Below are 22885 nucleotides of genomic sequence, written 5' to 3'. Positions count from 1 at the left end.
CTGCTCCTCTGCTCCTCTGCCCCTCTGCCCCTCTGCCCCTCTGCTCCCCCTCATCTGGGAATCCTTTGCCAAATTAAGTAATAATATTCACCCTCCCTGTATCCAAATCATAACGACCCCCGACAATTTTCAATTTGCCTGACTCCATCTGCTCAGTTAAAAGCTTTGAGTGCTTCAACTGTTCAATTTGATATTGCACATTTGCCACCACGGCATTTTCAACTGCATCACCCGGCTGATCCTTGACTTTTTTTACAGCTGGCTTAATTGCCTTAACAAAAGTACTAATATCACCAAGCAACGATTCATTTTGTACAGCAGCGGTTACAGCCCCGCAACGCTCATGACCCATCACCATCAGTAGCGGAGAACCTAACAAGACGACCGCATATTCAATACTGCCGATCGCTTCATGTGTAGCAATATTTCCGGCAATCCGAACATCAAAAATGTCCCCAATACCTTGATCGAAAACAATTTCTGCGGGTACTCGTGAATCCGCACAACTAAGAATAGTTGCAAATGGATGTTGAGCTTGAGCAACTTCCTGCAACCGCAGCGCAGATTGATCGGGGTATTGAGGATGATGCTGAATAAATCGCTGATTTCCCTCTATCAGCTTTTGTAAGGCTGCATCGGGACTGAGGGATTCAGGAGAAGTTGAAGGTATTTCGGCAGCTTTCGCCTGTTCAACGCGCCAGAGTAAATCGCTGGCAGATAGCATTATTCCAAATGCCCCGGTCATTCCTAACTTCAAAAAGTCACGACGTTCCATGAAATGCTTCATTGAATTTATAACTCTCTTACATTGACGCAACACATCTGACAGAGCGAATTTCCATCACATCGGAAACGTAGCAAGTACCTCCGAACTTATTGAGAAGTGGTTTGATATTCTCTACAACACGCTTGAGTTCTTCTGGCATACAAAACGCGAGGATGTAAACATTATCAAGCATGGTCATGTCTAAATCTTCTGTCGTTCCTCGTAATCCTTTACCAGCAACATTTCGGATTATGGCATGGTTATGTACACCCGACTTGTCTAATTTATCTAAAATTTTGGCAAGTTCAAAGGAGTTAGCGATAATTTCTATCTTTTTAACTACGTGCATATTATTACCTCCAAAATAGGTTAATTCCGTAGAGATATAACGGAATTCCCACAATAATATTGAACGGAAATGTCACCGCTAGAGCGGTAGAAACATACAGGCTGGGATTTGCTTCTGGAACAGTCATCCGCATCGCTGCTGGGACAGCAATGTAAGAAGCACTGGCACACAATACAGCGAATAACAGCGAATCTCCGCGAGGCATACCAATCAATTTGGCGATCGCTAACCCAATGCCTGCATTGACTATTGGAATTAGTATGGCAAATAAAATCAGGAAAACTCCGGTTTTTTGCAAGTCTTTAATTCTTCTGGCTGCGACTAGTCCCATGTCCAGTAAAAAGAAGGTGAGAACGCCATAAAACAACCCTTGAGTAAAAGGTTCTAATACGTGCCAACCGCGTTCTCCTGTCAAGACACCGATCAAGAGACTACCGACTAGGAGAAAAACTGAACTATTAAGAAATGCTTCTTGCAAAACTTCCGGCCACGAAAAGTCCCGCTTTCCATCGGCGGTGAATATATTCACCAAAATTAGACCAACTATAATCGCTGGGGATTCCATCAGGGCAAGAGCTGCCACCATGTAACCATCAAAAGTAATACCAAGCTCAGTTAAAAAAGCACTAGCCGTGATGAAAGTGACGGCACTGATAGAGCCGTAGGTTGCTGCGATCGCAGCAGCATCGTAAGTATCCAGTTTCAACCTGAGAATAAAAAAGGTGTAAATTGGAACAAGGCAAGCCATCATCATTGCTGCCACGAGTGTTAGAACTACTTCCTGAGTGATGCCACTTTTGATTAGTTCTACCCCTCCCTTAAAACCAATGGCAAACAGTAGGTACAGCGAAAAGAGTTTGGGCGCTGGTGCGGGAATTTCCAGATCGGACTTGACAAAAACAGCAGTCATGCCTAAAAAGAAAAACAGGATTGGCGGATTCAAAATGTTGGATACAATTAAGCTAACATCCATATCCCTCCCTCCTTGTATTGGTTAAACCTGAAATTAAAGAAATTTTTCATCTTTAAAAATTTAACGGTTGAATCATGATGTATCGTGTATTGCTACCCTATGTCAATTGGGTACTCAAGGAGTGAATAGTCCGATTGGTGACAATACTCTCAGCTAAGTATTACAGCGTTTTTCACTTCAATAAACTATGGGCTAGGGAACATTGCTGTGTCCCTACGAAAATCCGTAGTTAAATTAATTGAAAATAGCTGTGAAGCTCTGTTAACAACAGAACAAGTGAGAGCTTGCCCAATATTTTTATGATGTTTGATTCCCCGTCGCTGATTTTACGACAGAACGTGCAAGAATAACTCGTGGCTAACTTATCTACGTAAAAAAGTTAACGTATTGTCGGGGCAATTCATGAATTGCCACACAATCTTTATTGACCAAGTTTCGTTAGGATATTGTAACCTGGGCAATAGCCACTCTCTATTGATGTGACACCAGGCGTAGGCGTAGCCCGTCGTAGACATCGCTTTTTCACATCCATGACAACAACCATCGACTTTCTCAGTCACCTTAACCCCAGCCAACGTCAAGCTGTCGAACATTACTGCGGCCCGTTGCTAGTTGTTGCTGGCGCAGGTTCCGGTAAAACACGAGCGCTGACTTATCGCATTGCCAATCTAATTCTCAAACACCGAGTCGATCCAGAAAATATCCTGGCGGTTACTTTTACCAACAAAGCCGCGCGGGAAATGAAAGACCGGATTCAACGGCTGTTTGCGGAACAACTGGCAATGAAACAACACGGACAACGTTTTGATTTGTTGACAGAATACCAACAAACATTACTGCGATCGCAAGTTTACAAAGATACGATCAAAGACTTATGGTGTGGCACTTTCCATAGTCTATTTTCTCGCATTCTCCGCTTTGATATTGAAAAATATGTAGACGAAAAAGGACGGCGTTGGAATCGCAATTTCTCTATCTTTGATGAATCAGATGTAATCAGTCTGATCAAAGAAATCGTTAATAAAGAGCTAAATTTAGACGATAAGAAGTTTGACGCCCGCTCTGTCCGCTACGCTATTAGTAATGCTAAAAACCAAGGTTTATCACCCCAAGAATTTGAGCGAGATCAACCTAATTATCGCGGACGGGTGATTGCCCAAGTATACAATTTATATCAAGATAAGTTAGCACAAAACAACGCTCTTGACTTTGACGATTTAATCCTTGTACCTACGAGATTATTTCAACAAAACGAGCAAGTATTGGGTTACTGGCATCGCAAGTTTCGTCATATACTCGTAGATGAATATCAGGATACAAACCGCACTCAGTATCAACTTATTAATTTATTAGTGACTAATGGCGAAACTAAAAAGAGCGAATGGGAATGGGAAAATCGCTCAGTTTTTGTTGTCGGCGATGCAGACCAATCAATTTACAGCTTTCGGATGGCAGATTTCACCATCTTGCTAGGATTTCAGGAAGACTTTGGCGATGGTTTGGTAGATGATGACACCCGGACGATGGTTAAGCTGGAGGAAAACTATCGTTCTTGTGAAAACATTTTGCAAGCGGCTAATGAACTGATTGAAAATAACACCCAACGGATTGATAAAGTCCTGAAAGCGACGCGGGGGACGGGCGAACAGATTACTTGTCACAAAGCCGATGAAGAACTTGCAGAAGCGGCATTTGTAATTAATCAAATTAGCACTTTAGAACAGCAAAATCCAGAGTTGAACTGGGGTAGTTTTGCCATACTTTATCGGACGAATGCCCAATCTCGTCCCTTTGAAGAATTGTTGGTGAAATATCAAATTCCTTACACAGTTGTGGGGGGAATGAGGTTTTACGATCGCAAAGAAATTAAAGATGTCGTTGCTTATTTAAGAGCGATAAATAATCCAGCTGATACAGTCAGTTTATTACGAGTTATTAATACTCCCCGGCGGGGAATTGGCAAAACCACTATTGACGCTTTGGTAAACGCCTCTCAGCAACTAGGGACAACTCTGTGGGAAATACTTAGTGATGAAACATCAGTTAATACATTAGCTGGACGGGCGACAAAAGCTGTAAATAGCTTTGCCGAAATGATTAGCCGTTGGCAAGGACAAGTCGCTACGCTTCCGGTAACTGAGGTTTTGCAAGGAATATTAGAAGACTCTGGTTACGTTCAAGACTTGATGAATCAAGGCACAGATGAAGCCACAGATCGGGTACAAAACGTCCAGGAACTTTATAACGCTGCACTGCAATTTCAAGAAGAAAACGAAGAGATTTCTCTGCGAGATTTTTTAAGTAGTGCCGCCCTTAGTTCCGATTTGGATAACTTAAAAGAAGGACAGACAGCCGTTTCTTTGATGACTTTGCACGCTTCCAAAGGTTTAGAATTTCCCGTAGTATTTTTGGTAGGATTAGAACAAGGGCTATTTCCCGGCTACCGTTCCCTAAGCGATCCGGCATCTTTGGAAGAAGAACGCCGCTTGTGTTATGTGGGGATTACTCGCGCCCAAGAGAGGTTGTATTTATCACACGCGCGGGAACGCCGTTTGTATGGTTCCCGCGAACCTGCTGTGCGATCGCAATTTCTCGACGAATTGCCAGAAGAATTATTAACTACTCAACGCCTGAGTCGTCAAAGTTATACTAAAAGTGCCTCTACTCCCAATGGAAAACAAGACACAAAGCAGAATTGGCAAGTAGGCGATCGAGTATTACATAAAACTTTTGGACTTGGTGAAATCACCCATGTCTTCGGAACGGGTAGTAAGATGTCTGTAGCTATTAAATTTGCTAGCTTAGGACAAAAAATTGTTGACCCCAGAGTAGCGCAGTTGCAACGAGTAGAGTAAGAGGTTATAAACGACCAAATAGACTACTATATTTTGATGGTGCGTTGCTACAGAACAAGCTGTGTCAACTACAGAAGAAGCATTTATAGTTCCAGAACATCCTGTAGTAACTAAAACTAGTTCATTTGTAACTCCAGAACCTGCTGGACTAACTAAAAACTTGTTCATTAATAAGTTAGGAAGAAGTTTTATTAACTGAAATTCCTATTTTACTTATCATTTTTGGACTTTTTATAATTAATCATTAAATTTATTAAATCCAACTTTAGTTTTACTTATCTAAAAACGAGTTATTTGTAACTAAAACACCAACATTTATAAGTTGAGCTTAGGTTGTATTAACTCTAGCTTTTTCTGAACTTATCAATTGTTTTTCATATTTCAATTTCTTCAAAGTGTTCAACAGTGGGAAATGGCTCATAAAAATGATGCAGAAGTTTTTTCCACTCTTGATACTCAGCAGAACTTCTAAATCCTACAGTATGAGATTCTAAAGTTTTCCATCTAACAAGTAATAAGTATTTACCTTGGACTTCTATGCATTTATGCAATTCATGGAATAAATATCCGTCCATTGAAGAAATAAAATTAGAAGCTTTTTTGAAACTAGCTTCAAAATCGGATTCTAGACCAGGTTTAACAAGAAGCATCACTGCCTCAAGAATCATAAAGTTTTACGGTGATAATTAAGCTGATGTTATTTAGTATAAAGTAAACGTGATGTCTAGGACGATTTGCTAGATTTTTCCAAACGGTAAAACTTTCTGGCTCCGCACCTTTTTTAATATATTTCACCGCTTCAAAATTTCTTTGCGTCTAATAGATATACTTGCTTTTACTAATTCTGGTTCATCTTGTCCAATAATATCAGCAATTTCCTGAGATAATTGCCTAGCACCATCAAGATTTCCTTGATCAATGAGCCTAAATAACTCATGTAGACGATCTTTAATTTCTTGTGGACGTGCTGGGACACCCATGAGGTCTTCTAAAATACGATTGCTATCTCTCCCAAAAGAACTCTCTGGTCTTTTAGCAACAACACCTTTGTCTGTTTTTTCTAAAATGTAAATTCCTTCAGGCTTGACTTGGCTGATTACTTGAGGCGAATGGGTAGTGACAATAAATTGGCAATTGGGGAATGTTCTTGTCAACGCCGGAATAATTTCTCGTTGCCATTTGGGGTGTAGGTGGAGTTCAATTTCATCAATTAAAACAACACCACTACCTTGGAGTGGATCTGGTAAACTGGGGTTAGTGATCGCCAATCGTCTTGCTAAATCTCCCACCATTGCCAACAAGCATTTCTCGCCATCAGATAGCTGATTGATTGTAAGTTCTTCACCTTGTTTTCGCACAGTCATTCGCAGGGGTGAACGCCGTACCCGTAAGTTAGAAAACCCTGGAATTAATGAATAAATAGATTGTCTTACTGCTTCTAGCTGGTGGGTTTTAAATTCAGGGTTATCCCGCCTTTCTTCATTTTCTAAATCTTCCAACGATCTAAACCATTGAAAGAATCTATGGAAACTAATTTGTACTCCGTTTAGTGCTTGAGCGTAAGCATCTATCTGTTTCAATAAATGCGTTTCTGTAATCTCCATGTCAATCCCAAGAACCGAACGTTTAACCGGGTAATAAACTGCTAGAGGCAAGTTAAACTTAGGATTTGCTTTCAACTGACGGTAAATATCTTGAGAAACTGCATTTAACTCTGCATTTTCTTTGTTTGGCTCTTCACTGCGTTCTTTACTAAAGTTTGTAAAAAACCAGCTTATTTCCCTTGATTGCAAAAAAACTTTAATCTCATTATGCGTCTCCTGATGTCCGTTTGTAATATCGTCTTCACTGAATGAACGCTCTTTTATATCCGGTTCTCCCGGAATAAATTTCTCGTATTCATTATGATTGTTAGAACGGGAATACAAGTTACTTATAAATAGCTGGGTTCCCTTTATTGATTTTGGATATGCAATCTCCTTTAGGAACTGTGACAAAAGAATAGCCAGACAGTCAAGAATACTAGATTTTCCCACGCCGTTAATACCAATCAGTGCCGTTGGAATCGTTTGATCGAACTCTAGCGTTAAATCGCCGATTCCACGGAAGGATTGCATTTTCAAGCGCTTGACTTTCATAGTTTTAACAACGCTGAATGTAATTTACTAAAGCTAATCAAAAGCAGACTTGACATAATCAACTGCAAAAGGGGTGATTTTTTCGACAAGATTATTAATCACAACTCGTTCATATTCAGTCCAAATTCTGGGATGACCAAAAATGCAGGGTTGTAAAATTCCCCAAAGTTGACTATCCTGGCGGATATGGGCATGAATAAGGGCGCGATGTCCAAAATTTTTCTGTTCAAATTCCCGATTCAATACTTGAGGTTCAGCAGTTTCTACATCTTCGACAAAGATTGAAGGTTCAGCACGTAGCGCAGCCGCAAACATCGGATCTTCATCTATTAAAGATGGGGGTTGTGCTTCCCATTTTTCATTATAAACAGTAGGTACATCTGGAGTACGAATCCAACAAAAGGCAACTCTACCAAGGTTATTCTGTGGATTGTGCAGGTAGATAAAACATCTATCAGATTGCAAAAAATCGCTTACAGCTGGTAAAAGCGCAGAAAATATAGCGTCTGGTTTTTGAGATGATTCTACAATATTTTTGAGTTCAGAAGGAAGTTCTTGCTGAGTCATATAACTAAGCTGATTTTAATTGAATAATACCTTTATCAAAAACACGATTATTAGTAGCGATCGCACTTATTTCTATTCTATCTTTATACACTTCATAAGAGGCAAAACTTAAGTCACTGGTAGAATATCCTGTCCACTCAGAACGCCCTACAGGACGATTACCAGCACCCGCACCACAAATTAAGTAAGTTGTACCATCAATAGCATGAGTGCGTTCATAACTATGTTCGTGACCATTGATGTAAAGTTGAACACCGTATTTTTGAAATAGAGGAGTGAAAGTTTTAATAAAATCTTGATTATTCCCATACTGACCCGATGAATAAATCGGATGATGACCAAACACTACTTTCCAAGGAGCATTACTCAGACTTAATTCTTTTTCTAACCAAGATAGCTGGTTTTTCCAATCAGCATTACTGTTAGTATCTAACGCAAAAAATTGCACAGTTCCACGGCGAAATGTATAGTAACGTCCCTTCATATTAAAGCCAGCATACTTGACTTGGGGATCGCCATTGTCAGTACGAATATCGTGATTACCTAAACAAGCCTGAAATTTCACACCTTGTTTCAGTAAAGGTTGATAAGGACGCTCAAAAACTGCATTAATTTTCTCAATTTCGCCGTTATTGTAAATGTTGTCTCCAGCTAAAACGACTAAATCATAAGGATTTTTCTGATGATACGCATTCATCGCTCTAGCTACAGCATACTGTCCTTTAGCCCCAGTTCCCGTATCTGCCACAGACACAAAACGTAATAACAAGTCTTTTTTGGCTGGGTTAGCGGCTATAGCTGTTGTTGAATCGCTAATATCAGCACTTTGATGATTTTGATGAGCAAACATCCAGCTTAAAAATCCTGTACTAATGGCGCTGATGCTACTTAAAAATACAAATTGACGGCGTTTGAGTTTCATAAATCACCAAATTTAATAAATAGTCAGTTTAGCGGAAACAATGAGCAATGAAGTGATACATTAAGGCAAAAGAAGGCAGCACCAGTAATAATGTACGTTGTTTGTCTTTGATTCGCTGCTTTTGGTGAAAGTTCCATGTCACAAGACAATCAGTCAAAACCGACGGATGAGCAGATAACTCAACCTCCCCAAAAACCTTACCAGAGAGTTCAGCCATTTTGGAAGACTAAAATTATCCAACTTCTCCAAGGAACGATTGGGGTTTTAGAAGTAACGGTGGAGAAACTGGAGACAGCACCCCCACCTGGTACTGAGGAAAAACCTGGTTTTTTTCAGCAGCTTCAGTTGTGGTGGGGTGGGCTGTTAAGGACAATCCGCTTGTTTTTACCATCAAATTTGTCAACAAAGTTATCAGATACAGCTTTGACGGGAATTGTTACTGGAATTGCTGTAATTCTCGTTTGGACAACTACGACTATCTTTACTGGTAAACCTACGGAAGTAGCAACTGTTCCTCCGGTTGAAGAGGTTCCGATACCAACACCAACGGTAACTACTCCACCGGAGTCAGTCGCACCAGAACCACAGCCACCAGAGGAAATTACGCCGCCGCCAGAAGTACAAACTACGCCACCAACGCCGGAACCGGAACCGGAACCAATTCCTACGCCAACGCCAATCCCGACACCAACGCCGACACCAATCATAGAATTGACACCTGAACAAGCCTTGATTGCGGCTATTGAAAATCAGGTAGTCGAAATTAGCGATCGCATTGCCTCTGGTCTGATAAAGTCAATTCAAGCTAACTTCCGTACAAGTAACTTGACTGTCAAAATTAGTGATGATTGGTACACTCTCAATGAATCTCAGCAAGACAAACTAGCTGCAAAGATATTACAACGCTCTCAAGAACTTGATTTTACTCATTTAGAAATTCTCGATTCCCAAAATAGGCTAATAGCTCGTAACCCGGTTGTTGGGACTGAGATAGTGATTTTTAAACGACAAACAGCAAGTTAAAATAATTCGTAATTCGTAATTTAGACGTTTTACTTTAAGGATTTATGTTAGACAACGTTTCGCTATTGCTCAAAGCTTGTGAAAGCTTAAACATCAGCTATGAAATTCTTCATCCATCTGAAAACTTAATCAAAATAAAATTGAATAGTAAACAGCATTATTTTTGTAACTATAGCACTCCGTTACTTAATCAAGCAGTAGCACACCTTATCAAAGACAAAGAATACACTTATCATGTTTTAAATAAAAAAGTTAACCTTCCTCGGACAGTAGGTTTTCTTTCCCCTTTTTGTGACAGCCAATATAAAATTTACTTAAAATTTCCAACTATTCAAGATATCGTATTAAAAATAAAAGAAAATTTTGAAACACCAGTGATTATTAAAAGAAATTCTGGTGCGAGCGGACATAATGTCTTTTTATGTGAAAATACAAATGAAATTGAAACTGCTTTAAAAGAAATTTTTAATATCAATAATAAGTATGATTACGTCGCTCTTGCTCAAGAATTTATTCACATCAAATCTGAATATAGAGCGGTTTTCTTAAATAAAGAGTTAGTTTTGCTTTATGAAAAAGATATAACTGACGCCAAATTTGTCGGTAATCTCAGTCCTCTACACTGGGATGGTGCGAAAGCCAAATATATCAACGAGCCACAAATACTATCAGAGATTGCTAATTTTGCTCAACCAGTTTTTGAAGAGTTAGACCTTGATTATGGTGGTTTTGATATCGTATTAGATCGAGATAATCAATATTGGTTAATTGAAATCAACTCTCACCCAAATTTTGGCATTTTTATTAGAGACAATGGAGAGGAGCCTGTGTTGAAAATTTTTGAAAAAATGCTCATTAGCCTAGCCTCAAACTGAGGAAAGAGACAAGGGGATAGGCAATACTATTCGGTTAAGGTTGTTTGATGAAAATTCTAGATCGCAAAGATACGATAAATCATCACAAATACGCGATAAACCGCCGTCTCTACGAAAGACTGATTATTGTAAAAACGGCGATTCATCGCGTCTCTTGCTTAACTCCTAACTCACCACTCTCACTGCCTGAGTTGGTATCCATACAGTAAAAATCGAGCCAATACTTACAGTTGATTCTACTTCAATTCGACCTCGATGGAGTTCTACAAGTTGTTTAGTTAAAGCTAGTCCCAGCCCTGTGCCTTCGTAGCGGCGGCGATAGGGTGTATCGAGTTGCTGAAATTTCTCAAACAGTAATGGTAATTGTTCTTCAGGAATGCCAATTCCAGTATCTTCCACTTGAAAAATAGCAGTATTATCTTCCACCCAAAGACGTAAGGTAACGCTGCCACTTTCAGGGGTAAATTTAATCGCATTAGTTAACAGATTCCAGAGAATTTGTTTTACTCGTTCAGCATCGGCGGTAAAGCGATCGCGCCTAGTATCGATTTGCAAATCAAGTTTCAGATTAATTTGTTCGCTTGTTGCTTTTTTTCGCAGTGACTTTATAGCATTTTCGGCAACATTCACCAAAGAAAATTCCGAAATATTTAAAGCTGTTTTACCAGCCTCGATTTGCGATAAATCAAGAATGTCATTAATCATTTCTAATAAATGTTCTCCACTGTCGTGGATTTTTTGCAGATAACTCCGTTGTCGTTGACTCAATTCACCCAAAGGCCAGCGTAATAACGTCGAAGACATCCCAATAACATAAGTTAAAGGCGTGAGCAATTCATGACTGATAGTAGCGAGAAACTCACTTCTGATTCGGCTAGCAGCTTCAGCAGCGAGGAGAGCATCGCGTAAGGCCAATGTGCGCTCAATAACTCGTTGTTCGAGATTTTGTTTTTCTTGGGTGAGGGTTTGCATTAATTCAGCTTGGTGAATAGCGATCGCTAATTGTTCTGCGATCGCAATCAGCAAGTTTTTTTCGCTATCATTCCACTGATGTGGGCGATCGCACTGATGAGCAATCAGCAATCCCCACAGTTTATCCTCAAACATAATCGGTGCAGCCAACTTAGCCCTAACTTGGCATTCCCTTAAAAAATTTAACAAACACTCTTCCAGAGCATAAGTTTTTTCGACATCATCCACAGCTAAAGTAAAGCCTTGGCGATACTTCTCCCAACACTGAGAGGTGCGGATAAAGCAATTTTTTTCCGTGTAATTCAACACCGATGTAATAGCATCTGTAGCACGGGCTTCATAGACAATATAACCTCCATTCTTTTGGCAGTCTCTTGGTAGAGGTTGATTATTGACTGATACAAAAGGTGAGTGTTTACCGTTGTTCTCGTGTATAGAAAAATAGATTTCAGCAGGTTCCCTAACTGATAGTTCCATATCTGTTGGTAGTGCTGTTTCATTGAGGGGAATAGTGTCAGACTGATATTGTTGAGCCTTAACTTGGGAACCTGCAAATTTATAGATTACTAATCTGTCTAATTCTAGAAACTCACGCACCTGTGTAATTGCCGTTGCCATAATCACGGGCAAATCCAAGCTTTTGCGGATCTGTGTTGTTACCTGATTTAATAGCCGCTCTTGGGAAATCTGTTTTTTTAAAGCATCTTCCACTGGCTGACAGATATAAACTGCCGGCCCAATTGGGCTTGGATCTGCTATTATTTCTTGGTTTGGCTGAGTTAGGAGATATTCTAATAACAACAGCGAGAATTGACTTTGAAGCGTAGCATCATTAGGTCTAATAATTTGCCGATAGCGTTCGAGATTTTGGTGAGTATAAGAATCGCACTCAAACAAATCTCTCAATTCGTAGATAAAAGAAGCGATCGCCTCCAAATTAAACGTCAACTGAGCATTGAGTGCTAAGTGAGTGCTGAGTGGGGAGTTAGGAGTGCTGAGTGGGGAGTAAATTCCTTGCTCCCCTATTCCCTGGCTCCCCTGCTCCTCCTCAAATCCTACCAAGAGCGCACTAAACTGCTCAGAAACCACTAGCGTAAACCTTTGCCTTTGCCACTCCACAGGTATGCAAATCCGCATCAGCACAGCTTCTGTCAGTACCACGGCACTTTCCACCCTTTGAGCCATCTGTTCTAACAATTCCCCAAGCTGATTAAATACAACAATAGGCAAGGTTCGAGAAAAGCTCAAATCAGGAGAACTAAGCATTTTCAATCATTTTGGTGAGAGGGGGCTGAATCCGGGGAAAAAAGTTTATTTTGATTATCTACTAACCAACAATTTTAAAACGGTAAGACAGGATTATGCATCGTACAAGTAGCACATCGGGTGGATGGAATCAGTCAGAGGGTTTAATTTTTCTAGAACAAACTCCAGCGCCTTTCGTATTGATTACGGCTGCTGATACCGACATTCAAACCTTGGCAGCTGCGGTTACAAAGTTACCTGTAAGCTTTCCGGCATTAAGAGTCGCCAACCTGTTGCAGTTACAGCAACAATTAAGTATAGATACCTATGGAGAGCAAGTTTTAGAACTTGCCCAAGTAATTATTTTGCGCCTAATAGGAGGACGCTCCTACTGGAGTTATGGCTTAGAAGTAGTACAAGAAATTGTGCAACGTAATGGTAGAACTCTTATTGTAATGCCAGGGGATGACGCTTTTGATCCCGATTTAATTTCCCAGTCTACTGTGCCCTTGGGTGTTGTTAACCAGGTATGGCAGTATTTTAGCGAAGGTGGCGTAGAAAATTTCGTTAATGCTTTGCAATTTATCTCTGACAGTTGCTTGTCAACTGCATACAATCCCCTGCCACCGCGGCCAATTCCGCGTGTGGGATTGTATGAATGGGGAGTGGGGAGTGGGGAGTGGGGACAAGGGAGACAAGGGGGACAAGGAGAATTAGAGACTTATTCATCCGCCTCGGAACTGGATTCATCCACCTCAGAATCTCAAATCTCTCAATCCCCAATCCCCAGTCCCCAGTCCCCAGTCCCCAAAATTGGCATCCTTTTCTACCGCGCTCATTATTTAGCGGGAAACACTAAAGTAATTGATGCTTTATGCGAAGCTTTGGTACAGAAAAATTTACAACCAGTGCCAGTGTTTGTTTCCTCATTGCGCGAACCAGATGTACAAGTTGAGTTGAGTGAATTTTTTCAACCCAAAGAAGCTGAATCAATCGCTGTGCTGCTAAATACCACCAGTTTTTCTCTAGCACGCTTAGAAAGCGAAACACCCCAAACCGACCTGTGGCAAAAATTAGATGTGCCTGTGTTGCAGGTAATCCTCAGTGGCGGATCAATTGAGCAGTGGGAATCACAGTTTCAAGGGCTTTCTCCCCGCGATATTGGGATGAATGTGGCGCTACCAGAAGTAGATGGGCGGATTATTACTCGTGCTGTGTCTTTTAAAGCATTGCAAACTCGTAATCCTCATTTAGAGACAGATGTGGTAATTTATGAACCAGTGAGCGATCGCATCGAATTCGTTGCTAAACTAGCAGCAAATTGGGCGCGTCTACGTTCCAAACCACCCCAAGAACGGCGAATTGCCCTGATTCTGGCAAACTACCCCAACCGCAATGGCCGCCTCGCCAATGGTGTGGGACTAGATACCCCAGCTAGTTGTGTAGAAATCCTGCAAGGTTTACATCAGGCTGGGTATGAAGTAGAAAATCCACCTGTCCAAGGAGACGAGTTGATTCAACGGCTGACAGATGGTGTAACTAACGATCCGGAAGGTAGAGAATGGCTTCCGGTACACCAAAGTGTTTCTTGGGAAGAATATCAAGAATATTTCGCTTCATTACCGCCAGCAGTGCAGCAGGGTATTAGTGAACGATGGGGACTGGGGCAGGGAGCTCTTAGCTGGGGAGAAGAGTTTTCACCTCTGCCCCCTGCACCCCGCCCCTCTGCCTCTTTCCCCGTTCCCGGAATTCAACTCGGCAACATCTTCGTGGGAATTCAGCCAGCAAGGGGTTATGATAATGACCCCAGTTTGAATTATCATGCGCCGGATTTAGAACCAACTCATGCTTATTTAGCTTTCTACTATTGGGTCAGAGAATGTTTTGGTGCTGATGCTGTAGTTCATGTGGGAAAACACGGAAATCTAGAATGGCTACCGGGTAAAAGTGTGGCTTTATCGAGTAATTGTTATCCAGAAGTAGCTTTCGGCGCGCTTCCCCATCTGTACCCGTTTATTGTCAACGATCCTGGTGAAGGTTCCCAAGCCAAACGTCGCGCTCAAGCGGTGATTATAGATCATCTCACGCCGCCGATGACTCGTGCGGAACTTTACGGTTCTTTGCAACAGTTAGAAAATTTAATTGATGAGTATTATGAAGCAGACAGTTTAGATCCTTCGCGTTTGCCAGTAATTCGCGATCGCATCCACGAACTGGTAATTAAAGAAAATTTACACCAGGATTTGGGGATTCAAAACGAAGAAATTTTGAATTTTGAATTTTTAATTTTGAATTCCATAGGTGGCTATCTTTGTGAATTGAAAGAAGCCCAAATCCGCGATGGATTGCACATTTTTGGGCAATGTCCCCAAGGACGGCAACTCCGAGACTTAATAGTAGCGATCGCTCGCATACCCAATCGCCATTCTTCAGGTATTACCCGTGCCATAGCTCAAGATTGGGGTCTAGACTTCGATCCCCTCACAGCAGATTTGTCAATGCCTAGTGGTGAATACTCAATAGTGAATGGCACAGAATGCCGTACCATCGGCGATATTGTCGAAGTCTTAGAAGAACACGCCGCCCTTTTAGTAGAAAAACTAATAAATCAGGACTCAGAATTCAGAATTCAGAATCCAGAATTTAGAAATCAGGAATCTTGTAGAGACGCGATTTATCGCGTCTCTACCTGGATACGCGATCGCCTACTTCCAGCTTTACAAAAAACCCACGAAGAAATCACCCATTTATTACACGGACTCGATGGCGGATATGTCCCCAGCGCTCCATCTGGCGCACCCACACGTGGCCGCCCAGAAGTTCTCCCAACAGGAAGAAACTTTTATTCTGTCGATATTCGCGCCATTCCCACAGAAACAGCTTGGGATATCGGGAGAAAAGCCGCTGAAACCTTGGTTGAATATTACACTCAAGAGCATGGTGAGTATCCCAAAACACTAGGTTTATCAATGTGGGGAACAGCCACCATGAGAACTGGGGGTGATGATATAGCCGAAGCCTTGGCTTTACTCGGAGTTCAACCTGTATGGGATGGTGCAGCACGGCGAGTAGTAGATTTTGAAATTTTGCCTTTAGCGATTTTGGGGCGTCCCCGTGTAGATGTCACCTTGCGAATTTCGGGATTCTTCCGCGATGCTTTTCCCAACTTAATTGACTTATTCGATCAAGCGGTATCAGCAGTGGCAGACTTGGATGAACCGCCAGAACAAAATCCCCTAGCGGATGCAGTTCGCCAAGAAACTGATTTGTGGACAAGCCAAGGTTTAACTTTAGAACAAGCCGTGGTGCGATCGCGCTATCGCATCTTTGGTTCTCGTCCAGGTGCTTACGGCGCCGGACTCCAAGGTTTAATCGAATCGCAAAACTGGACAGATGACCAAGATTTAGCCCGCGCCTACATTAACTGGAGTTCTTACGCCTACTCTTCGGGAGCAGGGGCAGGGGAAGTAGGGGGGGCAGGGGAAGTAGGGGGAGCAGGGGAGGATAAAATTTCCCCCCAGTCCCCAGTCCCCAGTCCCCAGTCCCCAATGCCCAATACCGAAGCCTTCAAACAACGCTTGGCCCAAATGCAAGTTGTCCTGCACAATCAAGATAACCGCGAACACGACCTACTTGATTCTGATGATTATTACCAATTTCAGGGTGGCTTAACAGCGGCGGTGCGTTCTCTACAGGGAAAAAATCCCCAAACTTATTTTGGTGATAATTCTATACCCGCCCAACCACGAGTCCGCCAACTGAAAGAAGAAATTGCACGGGTGTATCGTTCTCGCGTAGTTAATCCTAAGTGGATTGCGGGAGTCATGCGCCACGGTTACAAAGGTGCCTTTGAAATGGCGGCGACTGTAGATTTTTTATTCGCCTATGATGCAACAGCTAAATGTGTCGAAGATTATATGTATCAAGGCATAGTAGAAGCTTATTTACTCGATCCAGTTGTGTCAGAATTTATTCAGGAAAAGAACCCTTATGCTCTGCGTGATATTGCTGAAAAATTATTAGAAGCACACAAGCGCAATTTGTGGGAGGATGTAAATATAGGAACATTAGAAGCTTTGAGGAACCTAGTACATCAAGCTGAAGCAGTTATCGAAGAAAAATCAATGGTGTAGGAAAGAAATATGGAGAATCTTGCGTATTTGCACCTAGCTTTCGCCTACGAAGACAGCACACCCAGTGAATTGGTCTCCCTAAGTTCTTTGTTTAAGGACGCAGCTGCACCAGACTGGAAACGGCTTTCAGGTAGGGCTTGGAAGTATATGTTGCCCCTTGCTCTGTCTTTATCTATTCTTGGCGCTGTCAGCAGCGTCATGGCACTAGAAAAAGGCGATCAAGGCCCTTCTGTCAGAAATCTACAACAAAAGTTAAAAACAGCAGGTTTTTACCAAGCTTCTGTTACCCAAGTATATGACGTATCCACACAAGAAGCTGTGCGGCGCTTCCAAAAGGCCGCTGGTTTACCAGTGGACGGCGTTGTTGGAGCAAGCACCCTGCAAAAATTAGAAAGTTGGCAAGCGAAAAAGGCTACAACTGTGGCTACACAAGCTAAAAGAACTACTGCTGTAAGCGCACAAGCCAAAAATTCCAGCACTGCTAGTTCAGCCACCAGCAAGCGCCACAATCCCAACTACCTTGCTAAAGGAGATGAAGGTGAAGATGTCAGAGCTTTGCAAGAACGGTTAAGAGTCGCAGGCTTTTATTACGGAAACGCCACAGGCATATTTGGCCCAATTACCGAAGAATCTGTGAAGCGATTCCAAGATTCTTACAAATTAAGCGTTGATGGAATTGCAGGCCCAGCAACATTAAGTAAATTGCCGGGAATTGGCATCGGTGATGGAGAAGAGGCTCCCAAAAAGGTAGTCAATCGAGACAAACTTCGTGTAGGCGATCGCGGTGAGCCAGTTAGAATTGTTCAAGAACAATTGATCCAGGCAGGATATTTAGAGGGAGAGCCAAATGGCTACTATGGCCCCTATACTGCTGATGCTGTAAAGAGATTTCAGGCAGCTAACTTCTTGACAGCAAGTGGTGTTGCTGGCCCAACTACGCGAGCTAAGTTATATAGCTCAGTTAATACTACTAGTAAAAGCGAATTTAATACCTTAGAAATTCAAACCCGACTACGGGAGCGGGGATTTTATAAAGGCAAGCTCAATGGTGTGATGGCAGATGACACCAAAAAAGCGATTAAACAAGCCCAAGAATTCTACGGCATCAGTCTCAAGGATCTTAAAAGCGGACGCTTTTAACATCCGCTTTGGTGTCGTTAGTATCAGTTCCCAACTGGTTGCTTGCCTCCAATAACAGCAAATTACGAACTGCTCAGATTCCATTTATTTGGTTAATTTGAGTAGTTTCGTCTTATAGCAAAAGCCTTGGTGATTAGGACATCAACAGATGATAAAACTTAGACACAAAAAGACTTTTCACCCAGTCCCCAGTCCCCAGTTCCCAGTCCCTTGCTATATTTATTCACCCAAGTGCTAAAGCGGCATCAGCGCCCGTTGGCACTTGGGACACACTGCATGAATGGTCATTTGACAGTCCAGTAAGTGAAAACCTTCTTTTTGAGCGGTTTTTGACCCAATTTTTAAAATTGAGTCATTTTTAAACTCAATAGTTGAGTTGCATCGAACACAAATTAAGTGATGGTGATGGTGGGGATAGGGCTGGTTGATCTCATAATGCTTATGTCCCTCGCCCAATTCTAGTTCCCGTAAAATTCCCATCCTTGCCATCAACTTCAAAGTTCGATAAATAGTTGACAGACTGATCCCTTCACCATCAGTTTCTAGCCGATGATAAAGATCCTCCGCACTCAGATGTTCACCTTGCGGAAGTTCTTGAAAAATGTGTAAAATTGTTTCGCGCTGGGGAGTTAAACGCCAGCCTCGGTCGTTCAATTCTGCCTTAAGTGAAGTAGTTGTGTAGACAGTCATACTAATATTTCTCAACAAATATCGTTAATTGAGAATATAACAAATCTTTTGAGCAATTTGCAACAATCATTGCTTATTGACAATATTTACTAAATAATTAAGAATAATTTATAAAATCTTGCTCAAAATTCAAGTAATAAGCTGTAGTGCATTTAATTTGCATACAGCTAATAGTTAGGATGTTTGTAACGATTACATCCCTTGACTTTGAATTTTGAATGAGTGAATTTTGAATTGCTGAGTTTATCCCCACCTTTAAGATATCTGAGCAAAGGTTTAGGGAAACTCTTGTACAATTAAATACAAATTATTTGCTACAAGCTTCTAAGAGACTTTTGACCTGGGGATCAAATCAGCCCTTTGTCCTTAGTCATTTGTCAAGTGTAGTTTTATAATGACAAATGACTAATGACAAATGACTAACTTAAAGACTCCAAATAGTCGCGGATGAGGTTGCGGCGCTTGGGTTGACGTAGCTTTTGCAAAGCCTTGGATTCAATTTGGCGGACTCGTTCGCGCGATAAGTCAAGAGCGCGGCCAATTTCCGCTAAAGAATAAGGATGACCATCTGCTAAACCAAACCGCATCAGAATTACATCGCGCTCCCGGCTAGTCAAATCTGACAGAAGATGATGCAAATCTCTTTGTAAAGATTCTCGCATTAACATCTCTTCTGGAGTTACACTGTCAGTTTCGAGCAATTCGCCTAACTCAGTGTCTTTATCTTTTCCTACTTTGGTTTCCAAAGAAACGGAGCGAGGTACCCGCAACAAAACTTCTCGTACTTGGGTCGGTGTCATCTCTAACTCAGTTGCTAAATCTTCCAGAGTTGGGGTGCGACCTTTTTCTTGAGCAATTTTGCGTTGAGCTTTTTTGATTTTGTTTAACTTTTCGGTGATGTGAACTGGTAGGCGAATCGTGCGACTAGAAGTAGCGATCGCCCGTGTAATACCTTGACGAATCCACCAGTAAGCATAGGTACTGAAGCGATAACCCTTAGTTGGGTCAAATTTTTCTACAGCCCGCTCCAAACCTAATGTACCTTCTTGGACTAAATCCAACAATTCCAAACCACGATTTTGATACTTCTTAGCAACAGACACAACTAAGCGAAGATTCGCCTTAATCATGTGTTCTTTTGCTTGGAGTCCTTGGGACTGAACTTGCTCCAACTCTTCTACAGTCAACTTGGCGATTTCAGCCCAGCGACGTTTGCCATCTGCCAAAGTCGGCCTGAGATCGGATAAAACTATATCAGCAGTAGCAGCCCATCTTTCCAAAGATGGCCGATGTCCAAGTTCCGAGGTAAGACGTTCTTGAACTTCAATTAACCGAAGATAGGGCGTAATCACTGCATCCCCAAGCTTTGCGGCGTTAGCAAGTACTATCCGCATCCGCAAGTAGCGTTGGACTTTTTGAGCTTCTGAAACCTCTTCATCGCGCCCCAACAAGCGAACCCGACCAATTTCTTGAAGATATAGACGTACTAGGTCTGTACTCCGACGGTTAGTGCTAGCAGCAAAGTTAGCATTGTCAACAGAAGCCATCTCTAGCTCCTGTAGGTCATCTACCGATAACTCACTGTCATCAACCGTGAGATCCGAGTCCAAAGCCTGGCTAGACTTTTTGGTGTTGTAGGGGGCGTCTGCATAAAAAGATGTTGCTGGCATAAAGATCGTCTCAATGGCTCCAGGTAACAATAGATTTCGGTCAGCTTAGATTACGGTCAGCTATTCAACTGTTGCTATTGTTCCCGCGATTAACGATGAACTAACATGGTTGAACGTTCCCTTACAATTTTTTTAGAAATTAACTGTAAGGGTTTTATTGGATACAGGATTACTGAACTTAATCGGCTGCTAAACTTTTGATTAAACCAATAGCTATTTAAATCCACAGCTAGGTTTTCAATATTTCAACTACTTAGTTAATATTTCAACCTTGATGGTTTTTTGATAGTAACTTTTGTAACACAGTATAAACATCCTTCAGTGAATGTCATCTTTATAATTGGCATAGTCACATTTACATGGCTAAAAAGTAATATCCTGACGATTTACCAATTTTTTCTCAGGATTATTCAGGTATAAGTAGAACTAATAGAAATCACGGAAGTGATTAGCATTAACGGCAAAAATTCTCTCGACACGGAAATAGAAGATGCGGATAAATTATCAAATCCTCTCTCCGTGTCCCCGCATCCTCTTGTATGTCAGCTTTAACCTGCCAATTTCAATTTGACAGACTACTACAGCAAAGTGCTGAGTTGTGAGTTCTGTTAGCGGAAGCGGGGCGTTTAGCCCGTGCTGAGTTCTGAGTAACTAGTTGTTTCAAAACTTTGAGCAATCAACACTGTTTTAACCGATTGTGACTACAGCTATAACTAGTAGTTGTACTCTGGCTTGATATCTCGCAACATCAGTTCATCAAGTGCTTGTCCGGGTGTGATTTCGCCTTGAAGTAACCGATAAACTTGCTCGGTAATTGGGACTGCGATGTTTTGTTGCTTGGCTCGTTGCATCAAAACTCGGCAAGTGTTTACTCCTTCAGCAGTTCCTTGTAAATTTGCGAGAGTTTCTGTAAGTGACTTACCACCAGCTAGCTGGTAGCCGACTTGGTAATTGCGACTTAAGGGACTATTGCACGTTGCTAACAAATCTCCTAGACCCGATAAACCATAAAATGTTTCCGTCTTTGCACCCCAGTTGTTGCCGATGCGAACCATTTCTGTAAGTCCACGGGTAACTAAAGCAGCTTTGGCATTGGTTCCCAGTTGTAAACCATCGCACACACCAGCTGCGATCGCAATCACATTTTTCAGTGTTCCCCCCAGTTCCACGCCCAAGGGATCGGGATTGGTATATACTCGGAAACGATGAGAAGAAAATACTAACTGCACTACTTCCGCAGCCGTGGGAATATTACTGGCTACCACCGTGGCTGCTGGTAATTCCATTTGAATTTCTTTTGATAAATTAGGCCCAGACAAAACAACCACTGGATGGTTAGGGAATATTGTTTGCCAAATTTGTGACGGCGTGCAGGTGGTTTGGGGATCTAAGCCTTTCGTCGCTGTCACAAAAATTGTTTCTGGAGAAAGGGGGAAAGACTCAACTTGGGAAGCAACATCTCTCACACCAATCATTGAGATAGCGGACAGGACTATTTGGACATCTTTTAAAACTGCTTGGATTTGGGAACCTTGACGCGACCACACGCGCACCTGATGACCATTTGCAGCGGCGAGATTTGCCAGAGATGCACCCCAAGCACCTGCACCAAGAATTGCAACGGAAAGTTTTGTGTTGGAGTACATCTGCTCACTCATAATTCCTAATTCCTAACTCCTAACTTTTGAGCGTGGGTAACGTTCCATCAATTCCCTGACTTGTTCTGCATGATATGAGCTTCTTGTCAATGGTGAAGAAACAACTTGTAAAAATCCGATTTCTTCGCCGAATGCCTTCCAGTCAGCAAATTGTTCTGGATTGACAAATTCGTTTACCTGCAAGTGTTTTTGACTGGGTTGGAGATATTGCCCAATTGTCAAAATGTCGCAATCCACAGATCGTAAGTCTTGCATGACTTGGCGGATTTCGGCATCAGTTTCACCAAGTCCAACCATGATCCCGGATTTAGTGTATGTGCTAGGAGAAAGTTTGCGAGTGCGCTGCAATAATTCTAATGTGCGATCGTAGTTTCCTTGGGGACGCACCCGGCGATATAGGCGTGGAACAGTTTCGGTATTGTGGTTTAATACCTCTGGCGCCGCTTGTAGAATCGACTCTAGAGCATTCCAATTACCGCATAAGTCAGGAATTAGCACCTCAATTGTGGTGTTGGGTGAAACAGAGTTAACTGCATCAATACACGCCATAAACTGAGATGCACCACCATCAAGCAAGTCATCTCGGTTTACAGAAGTGATGACTACATGATTAAGGTTCATGCGGCGAACAGCTTGGGCTAGTCGTGTAGGTTCCGTAGGGTCTAGTGGTTTGGGTTTTTTCTCAAAATCAATATCGCAGTAGGGACAAGCGCGTGTACAAGCCGGACCCATAATCAAAAACGTGGCAGTACCAGCATTGAAGCATTCACCAATATTCGGACAGGACGCTTCCTCACAAACTGTATTGAGGGCTAAATCCTGCAAAATATCTTTAACGTTACCAATGCGCTCACGTCCAGGAGCTTTTACCCGCAACCAGTCTGGTTTTACAGTCACAATCCGCTTTTA

The 22885-nt window shown here is 42.0% G+C and carries 17 protein-coding genes; 5 read left to right on the top strand and 12 right to left on the bottom strand.

Going from position 1 to position 22885, the window contains the following annotated elements; genetic code table 11:
* Positions 1-73: 73 nt before the first annotated feature.
* The 3 genes from V7K41_RS23230 to V7K41_RS23220 are packed head-to-tail and all read right to left on the bottom strand — an operon-like array spanning position 74 to position 2088.
* Positions 74-775 (bottom strand): carbonic anhydrase, encoded by a 702-nt coding sequence (locus V7K41_RS23230; protein WP_334852246.1) that lies wholly within the window; start codon positions 773-775, stop codon positions 74-76.
* A gap of 28 nt (positions 776-803) precedes the next feature.
* Positions 804-1115: a P-II family nitrogen regulator gene (locus V7K41_RS23225; RefSeq protein WP_334852028.1), complete on the bottom strand. Its 312-nt coding sequence runs from the start codon at positions 1113-1115 to the stop codon at positions 804-806.
* A 4-nt stretch (positions 1116-1119) separates the two neighbouring features.
* Entirely contained in the window at positions 1120-2088 is a 969-nt protein-coding gene (locus V7K41_RS23220) for a sodium-dependent bicarbonate transport family permease (RefSeq protein ID WP_334852027.1), read from the bottom strand.
* 530 nt (positions 2089-2618) lie between these two features.
* Here V7K41_RS23220 and pcrA point away from each other — a divergent pair.
* Positions 2619-4943: a DNA helicase PcrA gene (gene pcrA / locus V7K41_RS23215; RefSeq protein ID WP_334852244.1), complete on the top strand. Its 2325-nt coding sequence runs from the start codon at positions 2619-2621 to the stop codon at positions 4941-4943.
* Between the two features lie 374 nt (positions 4944-5317).
* Here the strand turns inward: pcrA and V7K41_RS23210 are convergent, their stop codons facing one another.
* From V7K41_RS23210 to V7K41_RS23195, 4 genes are all read right to left on the bottom strand, one after another.
* Positions 5318-5611, bottom strand: a complete 294-nt coding sequence (locus V7K41_RS23210) for an antibiotic biosynthesis monooxygenase family protein (protein WP_334852025.1) — start codon at positions 5609-5611, stop codon at positions 5318-5320.
* A gap of 123 nt (positions 5612-5734) precedes the next feature.
* Positions 5735-7081: an AAA family ATPase gene (locus V7K41_RS23205; RefSeq protein ID WP_334852023.1), complete on the bottom strand. Its 1347-nt coding sequence runs from the start codon at positions 7079-7081 to the stop codon at positions 5735-5737.
* A gap of 33 nt (positions 7082-7114) precedes the next feature.
* Positions 7115-7648 carry a GAF domain-containing protein gene (locus tag V7K41_RS23200; protein ID WP_334852021.1) on the bottom strand — a complete coding sequence of 178 codons (534 nt, stop codon included), beginning with the start codon at positions 7646-7648 and terminating at the stop codon, positions 7115-7117.
* Between the two features lie 4 nt (positions 7649-7652).
* Complete coding sequence (locus V7K41_RS23195) at positions 7653-8570, bottom strand: metallophosphoesterase family protein (RefSeq protein WP_334852019.1); 918 nt, start codon at positions 8568-8570, stop codon at positions 7653-7655.
* A 135-nt stretch (positions 8571-8705) separates the two neighbouring features.
* On the opposite strand from V7K41_RS23195, the gene V7K41_RS23190 reads away from it, so the two are divergent.
* Together V7K41_RS23190 and V7K41_RS23185 are read left to right on the top strand one after the other, a co-directional pair.
* On the top strand, positions 8706-9593 hold the full coding sequence (locus tag V7K41_RS23190; RefSeq protein ID WP_334852017.1) for a hypothetical protein: 888 nt from the start codon (positions 8706-8708) through the stop codon (positions 9591-9593).
* A 44-nt stretch (positions 9594-9637) separates the two neighbouring features.
* On the top strand, positions 9638-10468 hold the full coding sequence (locus V7K41_RS23185; RefSeq protein WP_334852016.1) for an ATP-grasp domain-containing protein: 831 nt from the start codon (positions 9638-9640) through the stop codon (positions 10466-10468).
* Between the two features lie 165 nt (positions 10469-10633).
* Here the strand turns inward: V7K41_RS23185 and V7K41_RS23180 are convergent, their stop codons facing one another.
* The gene (locus tag V7K41_RS23180) at positions 10634-12706 is read right to left on the bottom strand and encodes a GAF domain-containing sensor histidine kinase (RefSeq protein ID WP_334852014.1); all 2073 of its coding nucleotides are present in this window, start codon (positions 12704-12706) and stop codon (positions 10634-10636) included.
* Positions 12707-12801: 95 nt separating this feature from the next.
* On the opposite strand from V7K41_RS23180, the gene cobN reads away from it, so the two are divergent.
* Both cobN and V7K41_RS23170 read left to right on the top strand, forming a co-directional pair.
* The gene (gene cobN, locus V7K41_RS23175) at positions 12802-16818 is read left to right on the top strand and encodes a cobaltochelatase subunit CobN (RefSeq protein ID WP_334852012.1); all 4017 of its coding nucleotides are present in this window, start codon (positions 12802-12804) and stop codon (positions 16816-16818) included.
* A 9-nt stretch (positions 16819-16827) separates the two neighbouring features.
* Positions 16828-17958: a peptidoglycan-binding domain-containing protein gene (locus V7K41_RS23170; protein ID WP_334852010.1), complete on the top strand. Its 1131-nt coding sequence runs from the start codon at positions 16828-16830 to the stop codon at positions 17956-17958.
* Positions 17959-18192: 234 nt separating this feature from the next.
* Here the strand turns inward: V7K41_RS23170 and V7K41_RS23165 are convergent, their stop codons facing one another.
* The 4 genes from V7K41_RS23165 to lipA form a co-directional block, all read right to left on the bottom strand.
* Positions 18193-18648 (bottom strand): Fur family transcriptional regulator, encoded by a 456-nt coding sequence (locus V7K41_RS23165; RefSeq protein ID WP_292844215.1) that lies wholly within the window; start codon positions 18646-18648, stop codon positions 18193-18195.
* Between the two features lie 419 nt (positions 18649-19067).
* The gene (sigC, locus tag V7K41_RS23160; protein ID WP_334852009.1) at positions 19068-20318 is read right to left on the bottom strand and encodes an RNA polymerase sigma factor SigC; all 1251 of its coding nucleotides are present in this window, start codon (positions 20316-20318) and stop codon (positions 19068-19070) included.
* 713 nt (positions 20319-21031) lie between these two features.
* A complete protein-coding gene (locus tag V7K41_RS23155) occupies positions 21032-21964 on the bottom strand; it encodes an NAD(P)H-dependent glycerol-3-phosphate dehydrogenase (RefSeq protein WP_334852243.1) in 933 nt (310 codons plus the stop codon).
* A gap of 24 nt (positions 21965-21988) precedes the next feature.
* Complete coding sequence (gene lipA / locus V7K41_RS23150) at positions 21989-22873, bottom strand: lipoyl synthase (RefSeq protein ID WP_334852008.1); 885 nt, start codon at positions 22871-22873, stop codon at positions 21989-21991.
* Positions 22874-22885 lie beyond the last annotated feature (12 nt).

This window comes from Nostoc sp., from assembly GCF_036917415.1.
GTDB lineage: Bacteria > Cyanobacteriota > Cyanobacteriia > Cyanobacteriales > Nostocaceae > Nostoc.
Note: the sequence above shows the minus strand (reverse complement) of the source record. Positions and strands in the feature narration are given on the sequence as shown.